14 protein-coding genes are annotated in these 13321 nt (G+C 66.3%); 7 read left to right on the top strand and 7 right to left on the bottom strand.

Annotated elements, in window-relative coordinates; genetic code table 11:
* Window positions 1–635: efflux RND transporter permease subunit (locus C41B8_RS07345; RefSeq protein WP_037336053.1), on the top strand; the 635-nt coding region annotated here is incomplete at its 5' end.
* 21 nt (window positions 636–656) lie between these two features.
* On the opposite strand, the gene ybaK is transcribed toward C41B8_RS07345, so the two are convergent.
* The gene (gene ybaK / locus C41B8_RS07340) at window positions 657–1130 is read right to left on the bottom strand and encodes a Cys-tRNA(Pro) deacylase (RefSeq protein WP_037336188.1); all 474 of its coding nucleotides are present in this window, start codon (window positions 1128–1130) and stop codon (window positions 657–659) included.
* A 364-nt stretch (window positions 1131–1494) separates the two neighbouring features.
* Between ybaK and tsaA the strand changes: the two genes are divergently transcribed.
* Window positions 1495–2274, top strand: coding sequence for a tRNA (N6-threonylcarbamoyladenosine(37)-N6)-methyltransferase TrmO (gene tsaA / locus C41B8_RS07335; RefSeq protein WP_037336050.1), 780 nt, complete (start codon window positions 1495–1497; stop codon window positions 2272–2274).
* Here the strand turns inward: tsaA and moaA are convergent.
* Window positions 2259–3293 carry a GTP 3',8-cyclase MoaA gene (moaA, locus tag C41B8_RS07330; protein WP_037336047.1) on the bottom strand — a complete coding sequence of 345 codons (1035 nt, stop codon included), beginning with the start codon at window positions 3291–3293 and terminating at the stop codon, window positions 2259–2261. The genes tsaA and moaA overlap by 16 nt on opposite strands.
* Window positions 3294–3812: 519 nt before the next feature.
* Between moaA and C41B8_RS07325 the strand changes: the two genes are divergently transcribed.
* Both C41B8_RS07325 and C41B8_RS07320 read left to right on the top strand, forming a co-directional pair.
* Entirely contained in the window at window positions 3813–5225 is a 1413-nt protein-coding gene (locus tag C41B8_RS07325; RefSeq protein WP_037336045.1) for a DUF2868 domain-containing protein, read from the top strand.
* A complete protein-coding gene (locus tag C41B8_RS07320; RefSeq protein WP_037336042.1) occupies window positions 5209–6735 on the top strand; it encodes a DUF3482 domain-containing protein in 1527 nt (508 codons plus the stop codon). Before C41B8_RS07325 ends, C41B8_RS07320 begins: the two co-directional genes overlap by 17 nt.
* A gap of 9 nt (window positions 6736–6744) precedes the next feature.
* On the opposite strand, the gene C41B8_RS07315 is transcribed toward C41B8_RS07320, so the two are convergent.
* The 3 genes from C41B8_RS07315 to C41B8_RS07305 all read right to left on the bottom strand — a co-directional run bounded on the left by C41B8_RS07315 (window position 6745) and on the right by C41B8_RS07305 (window position 9298).
* A complete protein-coding gene (locus tag C41B8_RS07315) occupies window positions 6745–7491 on the bottom strand; it encodes a DsbA family protein (RefSeq protein ID WP_037336040.1) in 747 nt (248 codons plus the stop codon).
* Between the two features lie 152 nt (window positions 7492–7643).
* Window positions 7644–8336, bottom strand: coding sequence for a PRC-barrel domain-containing protein (locus C41B8_RS07310; protein WP_051883230.1), 693 nt, complete (start codon window positions 8334–8336; stop codon window positions 7644–7646).
* Between the two features lie 80 nt (window positions 8337–8416).
* A complete protein-coding gene (locus tag C41B8_RS07305; RefSeq protein WP_037336037.1) occupies window positions 8417–9298 on the bottom strand; it encodes a LysR substrate-binding domain-containing protein in 882 nt (293 codons plus the stop codon).
* Between the two features lie 102 nt (window positions 9299–9400).
* Between C41B8_RS07305 and C41B8_RS07300 the strand changes: the two genes are divergently transcribed.
* The 3 genes from C41B8_RS07300 to C41B8_RS07290 all read left to right on the top strand — a co-directional run bounded on the left by C41B8_RS07300 (window position 9401) and on the right by C41B8_RS07290 (window position 11463).
* On the top strand, window positions 9401–10582 hold the full coding sequence (locus tag C41B8_RS07300; RefSeq protein WP_156962459.1) for a TDT family transporter: 1182 nt from the start codon (window positions 9401–9403) through the stop codon (window positions 10580–10582).
* A gap of 168 nt (window positions 10583–10750) precedes the next feature.
* Window positions 10751–11149 (top strand): fluoride efflux transporter CrcB, encoded by a 399-nt coding sequence (crcB, locus tag C41B8_RS07295; protein ID WP_037336178.1) that lies wholly within the window; start codon window positions 10751–10753, stop codon window positions 11147–11149.
* Complete coding sequence (locus C41B8_RS07290) at window positions 11146–11463, top strand: DUF190 domain-containing protein (protein ID WP_037336035.1); 318 nt, start codon at window positions 11146–11148, stop codon at window positions 11461–11463. The genes crcB and C41B8_RS07290 overlap by 4 nt, the downstream gene beginning before the upstream one ends.
* Window positions 11464–11475: 12 nt before the next feature.
* On the opposite strand, the gene C41B8_RS07285 is transcribed toward C41B8_RS07290, so the two are convergent.
* Together C41B8_RS07285 and C41B8_RS07280 are read right to left on the bottom strand one after the other, a co-directional pair.
* Window positions 11476–12132, bottom strand: coding sequence for an HAD-IA family hydrolase (locus tag C41B8_RS07285; RefSeq protein WP_037336033.1), 657 nt, complete (start codon window positions 12130–12132; stop codon window positions 11476–11478).
* Between the two features lie 74 nt (window positions 12133–12206).
* Complete coding sequence (locus C41B8_RS07280) at window positions 12207–13277, bottom strand: sulfite oxidase (protein WP_084188648.1); 1071 nt, start codon at window positions 13275–13277, stop codon at window positions 12207–12209.
* Window positions 13278–13321 lie beyond the last annotated feature (44 nt).

The following is a 13321-nucleotide window of genomic DNA, read 5'->3' as shown; positions in this document are numbered from 1 at the left end:
ATTCCAGCCGGATACGCCGCCTAATTCAAACTCCCGCGTACACCACTTTCGAGCATATCTCAGCGGCGCCCGGCGGCAATTACAACATCGATTATTCGGGCGCGTCGCGTCAGTTCGAACAGGAAGCCGGGGGGTTCACCAATACGCTGCTGTTCGCCACCATCATCGTGTTCCTGGTGCTCGCCGCCCAGTTCAACAGCCTGCGCGACCCGGTGGTGATCCTGGTCTCGGTGCCGCTGGCCCTGTTCGGTGCGCTGATCTTCGTCAATCTGTTCACCAGCCTCAATATCTATACCGAAGTCGGGCTGGTGACGCTGATGGGGCTGATCAGCAAGCACGGCATTCTGATCGTGCAGTTCGCCAACGATCTGCAACGCGCCGGTCTATCCAAACGGGAGGCCATCGAACAGGCGGCTGGCGTGCGCCTGCGCCCGATCCTCATGACCACCGCCGCCATGGTGCTGGGCGTGATTCCGTTGGTGATCGCATCGGGCGCCGGCGCCGCGGGCCGGTTCAACATGGGGCTGGTGATATCCACCGGTCTGGCGATCGGCACGCTGTTTACGCTGTTCGTGGTGCCGGCGTTCTACATGCTGCTGGCGGCACGGCATCAGACGACTCGCGACGCCGACTAGCAGCCGGAAGCGAGCGGGCGGCTACTGGGCGTGCGCGATATCGGCGAATTGCGCCCCGGTCAGAGCAGCCAAGTCGTCCGGCGCGAGGCTGATCTCCAGGCCGCGCCGGCCACCGCTGACGTGGATTCGGGGCCGGGCCTGCGCCGAGGCATCGATTACGGTCGGCAGCCGTTTCTTCTGTCCGAGCGGGCTCACGCCACCCAGCACATAGCCGGTCATCTTCTCGACTGCGGCCGGGTCGGCCATGAACGTCTTCTTCGCGCGTACGGCGGCGGCGAGCTTTTTCAGATCCAGCCGGCCGGAAACCGGGACGATGCCAACCACAAAGGCATGCGCGTCGGTTTCCGCGACCAGCGTCTTGAACACCTCGTCCGGCGACAGACCGAGCTGGTTGGATGCGTCGATGCCGTAGTCGCCCTCGGCCTGACTGGCGTCGTAGCGCGTGACGTCGTGGGCAATGCCGGCGGCTTCGAGAATCTTGATGGCAGGGGTCACGACGACGGCTCCGACGACTGGACGGTTGGTGATGGTAGCGCCGCGGCCCGGCGCTCGCGAGCCCGGCATACGGCCTCCGGCGCTGTTGCCGTTTCGTGCCACGACCCAGATTCGCAACGCCGCAGGGCGTCCCTGGTTAATTTTCATGGACGGCCCAACCTGCCGGAACAAGCGTCCACGAATTGACGACACGGCGGCTATACAGCGTGGGTGCGCTCTCGCGTGGGTTCCTCCACTCTGCGTTCGTTTCGCCTCGTCTTGCCCTACCGAGTCGATTTTCATGGCGCACTGGGCACGGACTCGTACGAAGCGGCAACAGACCCTAGACTGCCGGCACACGCTCCGATCGCTCGACGCACTGCCGATGAACGAAACCCCGCCGTTCTCCCTGACGCCGATCGGCGTGGTCGCCAGCGATTATCGTGACAAGTTCGGCGTGCCGCGCCAGCCCGGGCTGGTCGAGGCGGCGCGCGGTATCGTGAGCCTGTTGGATCCGTACGACGATCCGCTCGCGGTCGAGGGGCTGTCGGCGTACAGCCATCTTTGGCTGAGTTTCGTATTCGATCGCAGCCCGCCGACCTGGCGGGCACGGGTCCGCCCGCCGCGGCTGGGTGGCAATCGCCGGGTCGGCGTATTCGCGACCCGCAGCACGCATCGGCCGAATCGGCTGGGGTTGTCCGTGGTGCGGTTGCTGGACGTGGCCACGACGGTCCGTTCGGGGCCGCCGCCCTGGCCGCTGCCCGGGGCCGGGGCCGCGCGCAGCGCCCGGACGCATCTGTTGATCGGCGGGCACGATCTGGTGTCGGGGACGCCGATCGTGGATATCAAACCGTACTTGCCGTGGGCGGACGCCTGCGCCGACGCCCGCGCCGAACTTGCGCCCGCGGCGCCCGGGTTATTAGCGGTGCGCTGGCGGCCGGAGGCCGCGCAGGCGTTGGCGTCGCGCACAGACGGCGAATCGCTGAAAGCACTGATCGAGCAAGTGCTGGCCCAGGACCCGCGCCCGGCCTACCGACGGGACAACGCCGATCGTGTGTACGGCGTGGCGCTGCGCGACGTGGATGTACGGTTTACGGTCGACGCGCGCGAAGCGCCGGGCGTGGTCGAGATCCGTGAAATCGTGGCCGGTCAGCCGCCGATATAGGACATCTCGACCCGGCCGTCGGCATCGCCGCTAGGCGAACGCTGGGCGGTTTCTTCGCCGCGCTGCTCGGAATAGCGATCGTCGCGCGCGTGCCAGATGCCGGCGAGCTGGGCGGCGATGTCGGCATCGCTGGCGCCCGAGCGTAACGGGGTGCGCAGGTCGTGGCCGTGCACGCCGAACAGGCAGGTATACAGTTCGCCGATCGCCGACAGGCGGGCGCGGGTACAGCCGCCGCAGAACGGCATGGAAACCGATGCAATAACGCCGATCTCGCCGGCGCCGTCATCGTAATGCCAGCGGTTGGCGGTTTCGCCCGGCTGGCCGGCCGGTTGCCGGGTCAGGCCGTAGCGCGAGCGCAGCGTGTCGAGGATCTCGCGCGCGGGCACGACGTCGTCGAGCCGCCAGCCGTTGGAGGTGCCGACGTCCATATACTCGATGAAGCGCAGCACGACGCCCGTGTGCCGGAAGGCCTCGGCCATTGGCAGGATCTGGTCGTCGTTCACGCCGCGCTGGATCACGCAGTTGACCTTGACCGGCGTCAGGCCCGCGGCCACGGCATGATCGACGGCCTCGAGCACTTTCGCGGCCGGAAAACCGACGTCGTTGATCGCCATGAAGCGTTCGTCGTCGATCGCGTCGAGGCTGAGCGTCACGCGATTCACGCCCGCGGCCTTCAGCTCGCGCGCGCGCCGTTCGGTCAGCAGCGAGCCATTCGTGGTCAGACAGATATCGTCGATGCCGTCGATCGCCGCCAGCCGGCGGATCAACACGTCGATATCGCGGCGCAGCAGCGGCTCGCCGCCGGTGAGCCGCAGTTTGGTGACGCCGAGGCCGGCGGCAATCCGGGCAATGCGCTCGATCTCATCGAAATCCAGCAGTTCGCGGCGCGGCAGAAACAGATGCTCGGCCCCGAACAGCTCGCGCGGCATGCAGTAAGTACAGCGGAAGTTGCAGCGATCCGTCAGCGAAATGCGGAGATCGCGCAACGGCCGGCTGCGTGTGTCGGTAAGCGTCGACATGAGCCAGAGAATAACATCGGTCGATGTGCGATTTGCCGAGCGACCCGAGTTTTCTTGACGCGTCAGATCGTTATACGTCGGTATATCGCGTCTTTGAGGGATTCCGATTCGTTTGATGGGGCCTGATCGCGCCCGGTACGGCGCGTATGAAGGCCGGCCCGCGCACAAAATGGCACTCGGCGCGGACCCGCACGAAACCTCAACAGACCCTAGGGCGTGTTGAGGTTTCGTGCGAGCGCCGCGTTGGCGTCCGCAAATCGTGTCCGGCAAGGCGCGAGTCGCCGAGTCGTGGCGTGCCACGACCCAGACTCGCAACGCGGCCGGGCGCCCATGGTTAATTTTTTATGGGCGGCCCAACCCGAAGGGACAAGCGCCCTTAAATTAACGACACGACGGCAATCCAGCGTTATAGCTCTCTCGCGTAGGCCCACTACGCCACGTTCGCTACGCCTCGTCTTGCCGCAAAACAGCGCTTGGCGCGGACTCACACGAAACATCAACACGCCCTAGAATGGCGGCATGAAGAGTTCCCGAACGCCACGCCCGCGCTGGCAGCTCGCCGATCTGCTGGACTTCGAGGCCGTACTGGCGACGAGCGAACGCGTGGACGAGCGTGAGCGTCTGATTTTCGCGCGCGACATCCGTCCGCAGCTGGCGGGCTTGCCGGAGGATCGGCGCCGTGCGCCCGGGCTGCGACTATGGCTGGCCGAGCGCAGGGCGCGCGAATCACAGCGGATCTGGCCGAGCCAGGCCTGGCTGCGGCTGGTCGATGGCCTGCGCTGGGCCTTGATTCTGGGCCTGGGGCTGATCGGCGCCGGCGTGGCCTGGGGCTTGTGTCTGGGCAACGGCCAGCGAGTTCATGTGGTGATCTTCGTCGGACTGACCGTGGCGCTGCCCTGGGCAGGCTTTGTGCTGCTGACCGGGCTACGGCTGGTTGCGAGTCGAAGCGGTGTCCCGTGGTTGATGCAGGTGTTGTTGCGCCCGGCAGCCGCGCGCCTGGCGGGGGACCGGAATCTGGCGCGCTGGGCGCAGGCGTTTTCGGATTCGCGGGCAGCCCGTGAGGCCGCGACCGCCCGTACGGCTCGGCTGATGCAGTGGGGCGGCCTGGGATTCTCGCTGGGTGTGGTGCTGGCTTTTGTGATCAGCCTGATGATCTTCGACGTGCGTTTCTACTGGGAAGCCACACCGGACAACAACGGCCTGATGGAAACCGCGGTCAGCACGCTGGCCGCGCCCTGGGCCGGGGTCTGGTCCGCTGCGGTGCCGGATGCGGCCACTGTGCGTGCCAGCCGTTTGTCCGGTGCGGCCGGTCAGCGCCCGCCGGGCGGTGCCGTCGCCGGGGCGTGGTGGCGATTTCTGGTGATGACAGTGCTGGTCTGGGGTGCGCTGCCGCGCCTGCTTTTGATCGCGCTGTTCGCCGCACGCGAGCGCTGGGCACTGGCCCGGCTGGATTTTCAGGCGCCACGACATCGCGCGCTGTGGCGTTCATTGGCCGGGGTCACGCGCGGCGCGGTGGCGGAGTCGAATACCGATGGCGCGCTCGTGCTAGACGTTGGTGGCCACGATATCGACGGCACCGCGATTCGCGGCTTTCTGCTGCGACGGCTGCGTCTGAATCCCGAGGCTACGCAGCGCGTGAACGTGCTCGACGCCGAAGCCGAGGCGGCCGCCGATCGTGCGCTCGCAGCGGCGCCGGGGCACGTGGTGCTCGTGGCATCCGACTGGTCGTTGTCGCCGCGTTCGGCGACACGATTGCAGGCCCGGGTGCGCGACAGCGCCGGCCGGGCTACGCCGGTCACCTGGGTCATCGTGGCCGATCTTGACGGCATGCCGGGGGCCCCGGACGCCGAACACATGAGCCGCTGGACCGCCTTTGTCGACGGTCTGCGCGATCCGGCCACGGAAGTTGCTGCCTATGATCCCGCCGCGTAATCGCGAATCCGGACGCGCCATCGCCTGGGTCGCGCCCGGCGTGCCGACCTTTGCCGTCGTCGGCAAGGTGAATATGGGCAAATCGGCGGTGCTCGCCACGCTGCTGGAAGAAGACGACGACGCCATCATCCGTATCTCGGCCGAGCCGGGCGAGACCACGCGCTGCCAGCGCCTGTCGTTGGTGCTGGACGGCGACGAGCGGCTGCGCTTTATCGACACACCGGGGTTTCAGCAGCCGATCGAGGCGCTGCGCGCAATCCGGGCATTGGCCGCCGATCCGGATCGCGGGCCCGGGCCGGATACGTTGGCGGCTTTTGTGGCGCGTTATCGCGACACCGACGAATTCGTCGACGAATGTCGGCTGCTGGAACCGTTGATCGAAGGCGCGGGCGTGCTCTATGTCGTCGATCCGGATGTGCGACTGCACGATGCCTTCATCGCCGAGATCGAGATTCTGCGCCTGTCGGCCGGGCCACGGCTCGCGGTGCTCAATCCGCATCATCGTGAAACCGACGCCGACCCCGGGCGCTATGCCGACGCGTGGCGGACCGAGCTGGGCAAGTCGTTCAATCTGGTACGGACTTTCGATGCGTTTGCCGCGCGCTATACCCAGCGTCGCGAACTGCTGGCCGCCCTCAACCGCATCGACGAACGCGATCGTGCACATCTCGACACCACCATTGCGTTGCTGGATGCCGAATGGCAACAGCGGCGTGAAGAAGCCGCCGAGCGTATCCAGTCGTTTCTACGCAGCGCGCTCAGCCTGCGGGAACACGCCGATTATGCCGAGACGGATGCCCCGGAAGCGGCAAAGCGGCGCGCGATGGCCACGGCCGGACAGCGTTACTACGCCCGCATCGCCGAACTGGAGCGCGAGACCGCGAATGCGCTGCTGTATCTGTATCGGCATCGTCATACGCGCGCGGCGGCCGCGTCGCCGGTGGGCGAAGGGCTGGATCTGGCGCACGACGAAACCTGGCGCCGCTTTGGTTTGACCCGACGTCAGCTGACCTTTGCCGGCGCGGCCGTGGGGGCGGGCGCCGGGGTCTCGGTCGATGCGGGGACGCTCGGTCATACCCTGGGTCTCGGCACGCTGATCGGCGGGGGCGTGGGGGGCGCGTTGGCCTACTTCAAGGGCGACGCGCTGCCCACGCTCAGTGTTTCGCTCGGGCGGGCCGGGGCGCGCATCGGCGGCGGGCGGCGGATTACGCTGGGGCCGCCGAAAAATCCGAATTTCGCTTGGATTCTGCTGGATTCGGTATTGATCCGTTATCGCGCCATCATCGAGCGCACGCATGCGGCGCGCGACGTGGGTGAGCTGGCAGCAAGCGCTGACGGCGGCGACAAGGCCGGCGCCATCGTGCATCGGCTGGCGTCGGATCGACAGAAACGGCTGGCGCGCTGGTTTCGCGAGGCCGCGAAAGGCCGCGATAACGAGGAGCGCGCCGCCGCGGCCCGCGCCGATATCGAGGCCACACTGGCCGAGATCGAGGCGGGCCCCCGCGACTGATCCAACCGGTTATTGCTGGGAACCGGTCCCGTTGCTGCCGGCGGCCGACAGTGCGTCGTCGATCGCCTTCTTGAGCTTGTCGTAGCTGGGCCCGCCGATGAACTCGGTATTGCCGACCAGCACCGTCGGCGTGGCGCGCAGCTTCACCAACTGCCCTGCCTTGTGTTCCTGGTTGATGGTGGGCAACGGCGTCTTATCGTTCATGCAGGCCTTGAGCTTGCCGGTATCCAGCCCGGTCTCGACACCCAGGTCGAGAAACATCGAACTCGCGTCGGAGCTTTCGGCCCATTTCGACTGCGAGTGATACAGCCGGTTGTGATACGGCCAGAACTTGTCCTGGCGCGCCGCACAACGTGCCGCGATCGCTGCCGCCTGGGCGTGCTGATGCATCGCCAACGGGAAGTCGAAAAAGATGAAGCGGATCTTGCCCGAGTCGACGTATTCCTTGCGGATGCGCTCCGCGGTCGGCTCGAAGGCGCCGCAGGCCGGGCATTGATAGTCGCCGAATTCGCGCACCGTGACCGGCGCGTCGGGATTGCCGATCGATTCACCCAGCTTGTCGTACTTCTGGCGCAGCGTATCCATGGTCGACGAGCTGAGCTGTCGGATGTTGTCGTTCGGCGAGGGCGCCGTCCGCTTGTTGCCGCTAAAGCTCATGACCAGCATCGCGATCACGATCAATACGCCCACGGCCAGCACCGGGAAGAATAGAGCGCCGAACAGGCTGCTCCGGCCATTGTTGTTCTGCGGACTCATCCGCCGCTCCTTCGTTCTGGTCACCGAATCGCGCGCTATTCTAGCCCGGTCGGGTGCTCGGGGTCAGTTACGGGACGAATGTGAACAAAAAAAGGGGCCGCGAACGGCCCCTCGTGGCGGACGGCGAGCGCCCGTGACGTGCGGTTTTCGAATTAGTTGTTGTCGGTCGCGTTGTCGACCTTATTCGATGCATCGTTCGCGGCGTTGGAGGCCTTGTCGCCTGCGGCGTCAGCCGCGTTCGACATTTTGTTGCCCGCCTTGTGCGCCGCGTTGCTGGTCGCGTCGGCGGCATCGTCTGCCTTGTTCTGCGTGCCGTTAACGATGTTCGATGTGGTGTTCTTCACCTTGGTCCAGGCGCTGGAGGTGGCGCTCTTGGTGTCCTGCCAAGCTTGGTCCGCCTGGTTCTGGGCGTTAGTCCACCAGGAATCGCTATACACCGGCTCCTTGCCGAGTTCGTTGCGCGTCATGTTCAGTTCGATGCGGTAATCCGGCTCGGTGGCCTTGCCGGTGGCCTTGGTCCGGACCGTCAACTGGTCGGGCGAGACGACATAGCTCTTGCCGCCGAGCACGCCGAACTTGCCCTTGGTTTCGACCACGAACGAACGGATTTGCATGCCGTTGCCGAGCAGCACGTCTTTGACTTCGCCGATGGCGTCGTTGTCGTTGCCCTTGGCATAAACCGGCGCATCGAGCAGGTGAACGGCGGAATACATGCCCTGGGCCTGGCTGGTCACGGTAGCCTGCTGAGCCGAGTTCGAAGTATTGCTGTCGGCGAACGCGAGGCTGCTGCTCGCGGCCAGCGTGATCGCCGTCAGGCCGGTAATGGCGGAGGTCTTGATGTTCATCGTCGTCCCTCTCGTTTAAAGACAATTCGTTGAGACGCCCCCGACGCTAACGGACGCGGTTGAACAGCAGCTGACCGGCGTTATTCGGTAAGCGCTCGTACCAGCCGTTCGATGAGTGGTGTGGGCGTGGCATCGTGGCGTTGTATCGACCACAACGGTCGGGCAAAGACATGCGCGCCGAGAGCCACGAAACGCACCTCGCCGGCCGCCGCGGCGCGCTCGGCGGCCGCCCGGCTCACGCAGGCCAGGCCGGCGCCGGCGGCCACGGCCCGGACCTGCGCATCGCTGTCGTCGACGACCAGCACGGCCGTCGGCCGTTCCAGGCCGGCCAGCGCGAGACTCTGTTCGAATACGACCCGCGTGCCAGAACCGGCTTCGCGCATCACCCAGGACCAGTCGCGGATCGCCGCCGGATCGAGCCGGGCAGGCGCCCGCGGCGGCCCGATGATCTCCAGCCAGTCGGTACGCCAAAGCGCGGCCCGGATATCCGGGCGCTGAGCGGGGCCTTCGATGAAGCCGAGATCGGCCTCGCCCGCGGCCACGCATGCCTCGACCGTGGCGCTGTTGCTCGAGCTCAGCGTCGGCCGTAGGGCGGGGTGATCTCGCAGCAGCCGGGCCAGCGGCGCTGGCAAGAGATAGCGGGCGATCGTGCTTGAGGCTGCAATATGTACCGGGCCGGTGAGTTCGTGATCGGCATCGCCGCGCAATCGGGCCCCGAGCGCCTCGAGTTCGGCGCGCGGTTCGTTACTCAGAGCCAATAGCCGATGCGCGGCTCGCGTCGCGACAATGGCACGTCCCCGTCGCTCGAACAGTCGCGTATCCAGCGCCTCGGCGAGTTCCTGCAGCGCCTGGCTGACCGCGGCCTGGCTCAGATGCAGGGTATCGGCGGCCGCGCGGACCTGTCCGGTCCGCATCACGGCGGCGAAAATATCCAGTTGGCGCAATGTGAATCGAACGGGCATCTCGCCATGATTTGGCAAAACCGAACGTATCGTCAATTAATATTCGATTTTCCCGATTCCATCATCGGCGCAGGCTGAGCGCACACCTGCTACCGAGGATCGATGATGTCGCTTTCGATACCGTTCAATCAGTTGGTCCGGCCCCGCGAAGTGGTTCGCCAGTTCACCCCCAACTGGTTCACCGCGACGATGGGCACGGGCATTCTCGCGCTGGCGCTCGGTCTGCTGCCCGGACACCTGCCCGTTATAGCCCGGCTGGCAGAGAGTCTGTGGTGGTTCAACATGGCGCTGTTCGCGCTGTGCTCGATCCTCTACGGCGCCCGCTGGGTGTTCTATTTCGACGAGGCGCGTCGCATCTTCGGTCACGGCACGATGTGCATGTTCTTCGGCGCGATCCCCATGGGCCTGATCACGATCGTGAATGGATTTATTGCCTTTGGCATCGCGCACTGGGGCGATGCCGCGGTGCGCATCGCGGCCGATCTGTGGTGGCTGGATGCCGTCATGGCGCTTGCCTGCGGCTGGGGCGTACCATTTCTCATGTTCACGCGTCAGGATCACGCGCTGGAACGCATGACCGGCGTCTGGCTGCTGCCGATCGTGGCCGCCGAGGTCACGGCCGGTTCGGCCGGGCTGATCATCCCCCACCTGGGCGCCACGGCCGAAGCTCGCACGATGTTGTTCATTGGCTACGGTCTGTGGGCAACATCGGTCCTGCCGGCCCTCGGCATACTGGTGATCCTGTTCCTGCGTCTGGTACTGCACAAGCTGCCGGGTCCGGACATGGCGGTGACCAGCTGGCTGGCGCTGGGGCCGCTCGGCACCGGGGCGCTCGGGCTGCTGACGCTCGGCGAGGCCGCCGGGCATGTATTGACGGGTGACGCAGGCGCGACTCTCGCGGCGGCCGCCCATGGCGTCGGCGTGATTGGCGCGGCGATTCTCTGGGGCTATGGCCTATGGTGGTGGGTGATCGCGATGCTGGCAACGGCCTATCACCTGCGTGACGGTCTGCCGTTCAACATGGGCTGGTGGGGTTTCACTTTCCCGCTGGGCGTATATTCGGTGGCCACGCTGGATCTGGGCGCCGAGACCGGCCTGGCGATGTATACCGTGCTCGGCAGCGTATTCGTCGTGCTGCTGGCGGGCTTCTGGACGCTGGTGACCGCCCGAACACTGCCCGGGGTCTATCGCGGTCGCTTGTTCGACGCGCCCTGTCTGTCGCAGGAAACCGGGTTGCGCGGCCCGGCGGGGGACGAGGCGCCCGTGCTGGCTTCGATGGCCTGACGCGGGTCAGAATAAGCGCCTGAGTTTTCGTGGAGGCTCGCCCGCGTGACTGAACCAACGTACGAACCGTTCGGCACGACGACCTACGATCCGGAACAGGCGCATGCCGAGGGCCAGACCACCGAGTCGGAGGACGGCGCCGAATATGCCGAGGACAAGACCATGCCTGTGATCTATTCGATTGCTGCCATCGCGCTGGGTGCGGCGATCGGCGCGAACCTACGCTGGGTGATCGGGCTGGGGCTGAACAGCTACCTGCCGACCCTGCCGCCGGGGACGCTGGTAGCCAATCTGCTCGGTGCCTTTCTGATCGGCATTGCAATCGCGACTTTCTCCGCGTTGCCCGAACTGTCATCGTTCTGGCGGCTGATGATCGTGACCGGTTTTCTGGGCGCGCTGACCACGTTTTCCACGTTTTCTGCCGAAATATTCACGCAGATCCAGGACGGCCGGCTGCTCTGGGCATTCGCCGGGATCGTGGTCCACGTCGTCGGCTGTCTGATCATGACCGGCCTGGGCATGGCCACCTTTGCGGGTCTGCGGCATCTCACGGGAGCCACGTCATGAAGGGGTTCGAACTGATCTTCATCGCGTCGCGTTCGCGCCGGCACGACGGCAAGCCGGTACTCGATACCGTCGCGAAGCTGGCTAAAGCCCAGGGCATCACGCGCATGACCCGGCGCGACGATATCGAAGGCATCGGTGCGAACGGCCACACGCATTCGGCCCATTTCTTCGAAGCCACGGATGAGCCACAGGAGCTGATGTTCGTGCTCGACGGCGGCGAATGCGACAAGCTCATCCGCGCGGTCGAGGAAGCCGAGTTGCCGGTGTTCTGTCTACGCCGCCAGATCGATTACTGGCAGTTCGGGGCGAACTAGCAGGGCGGCTGCTCAGCTGCGACCCAGCAGCCGCGGCAGTTCGGCAAAGTCGGTGAAGCGCACCAGGTCGGCGTCCGGATGATCGCCGATCGTGCGGCGGTGGTCGTAGCCGAAGACGCGCATGCCGGCCCGGCGAGCTGCCTCTACGCCCGGGTCGCTGTCCTCGATCACGGCGCAGTCGGCCGGGTCGATCCCCATGGCATGTGCGGCATGCAGGAACAGGTCGGGCTCGGGCTTCCAGGCCTCGATGTCGTAGGCCGAGAACACCAGGTCGCCGAAGTATTCGGCCAGCCCCGTCACGCGCAGCGCGGTCGCCAGCTTGCCGGGCGGGCCCGAGGAGGCCACGCAGCGCGGGCCGCCGATCGCCTCGATCGCAGCATGCACCCCCGGAATCGGCTCCAGCTCGCGCTCGAACACGCCGCTCGCATAGGCGCGATAACGGGTGGTGAAATCCTCGCCCAGATCGATGTCGTGGCGTGCCGACAGCGCGTCGCACATGTCGGCGAACTTGCCGCCGCGGAACTCGGCTTCCACGGCCACCGCATCGAGATGAATGCCGTGATCGGCGGTGATCATGTCCACGATGCAGCGCGCATTGAGCAGTTCGCTGTCGACGAGCGTGCCGTCGCAATCGTAGATGACGGCGGCGATGGGTCGAACGTCGGCCATGGTCGGCGGTCCTCGCGGTGGTCAAGCCGTAATAACGCGGAGGCAGTGTAGCCGCCTGCGGTGACTGCGGCGAGTCAGGGGGCAACGATTACGGGATGCGCCACCACGGCGTTGAACAAGACGCCGTGATCGTTCCAGGGGACCGCGTCGGGCTGGCACTGCCCGTGCTCGTCGGTCGCGCGTACGCGAATCATGTGCTCGCCGGGCGTAGCGGTCCACGCAAACGACCAGCATACCCAGGCGGCCGCGATATTCGGCTCGCCGAGGTCCGCGTCCCGCCAAGGACTGTCGTCGATGGTGTATTCAACCCGGGCGACGCGGGCCTCGCCGGAAAATGCCCGCCCGCGGATCACCTGGCGCCCGGCCGCGAGCCGGGCCGGCCAGTCCAGTTCGACGACGCTCATTACCGGCATGACCGTCACCGGCACGCCATCGGCCGGTGGCTCGACCGGCCAGCGCGGCCCGGCCAGGGTGTAGTCGGCGGTGTTCCAGTGGGTATGGCGCGGAGAGCAGGCGACCTCGATACGCCCGAGCCATTTCACGCTGGCGGCGCCGAGCCAGCCGGAGACCACCAGCCGCGCCGGAAAACCGTGATCGGGCGGCAGCGGTTCGCCGTTCATGGCCAGCGCGACCAGCGTGTCGTCGGCCATGGCCTTGGCGATCGGCAAGGGCCGGGCAAAACGGCCGGCGTCCAGGCCTTCGGGCAACACATCGACTGCGTGGCCGGTGACACCGGCGAGATCCAGGACATCGCGCAGGCGCACGCCGGACCATTCGGCCACGCCGATCGCGCCGGTATGCCACTGGGCACCGCCGGCTTCGTGTCCGAAGCGCTCGGCAAAGAAACGACGGGCGTTGCCGGCGCATTCGATCGCGCGGATACGGGAGACGCGTGGCAGTTCGGAAAGCGCGGCGTAGTCGAGCGTGATCGATCGTTCGACGCCGTCGCCGGTGATCTCCAGCCGCCAGTCGTCGCGCTCGATGTGCGGCGTGGCATCGTGGTTACGCACATAGAAGCGATCGGTTGGCGTGAGATAGCCGGACAACTCGGCGAGCCGCGTTTCCGCGTTGCGGCGCTCGCCGTGTGCGGGCGTGGTGAACAGCCGGTCCGGCGTCGGTTTGATCAGGTCGGGGCAGCGTGGCATGACGAGACTCGTTGCCTGGAATTCAGGCATCCGAGTAGGCGCCG

The sequence above is a fragment of the Salinisphaera hydrothermalis C41B8 genome (assembly GCF_000732535.1).
GTDB classification, from domain to species: Bacteria; Pseudomonadota; Gammaproteobacteria; order Nevskiales; family Salinisphaeraceae; genus Salinisphaera; species Salinisphaera hydrothermalis.
This window is presented reverse-complemented; position numbering and strand designations above follow the sequence as displayed.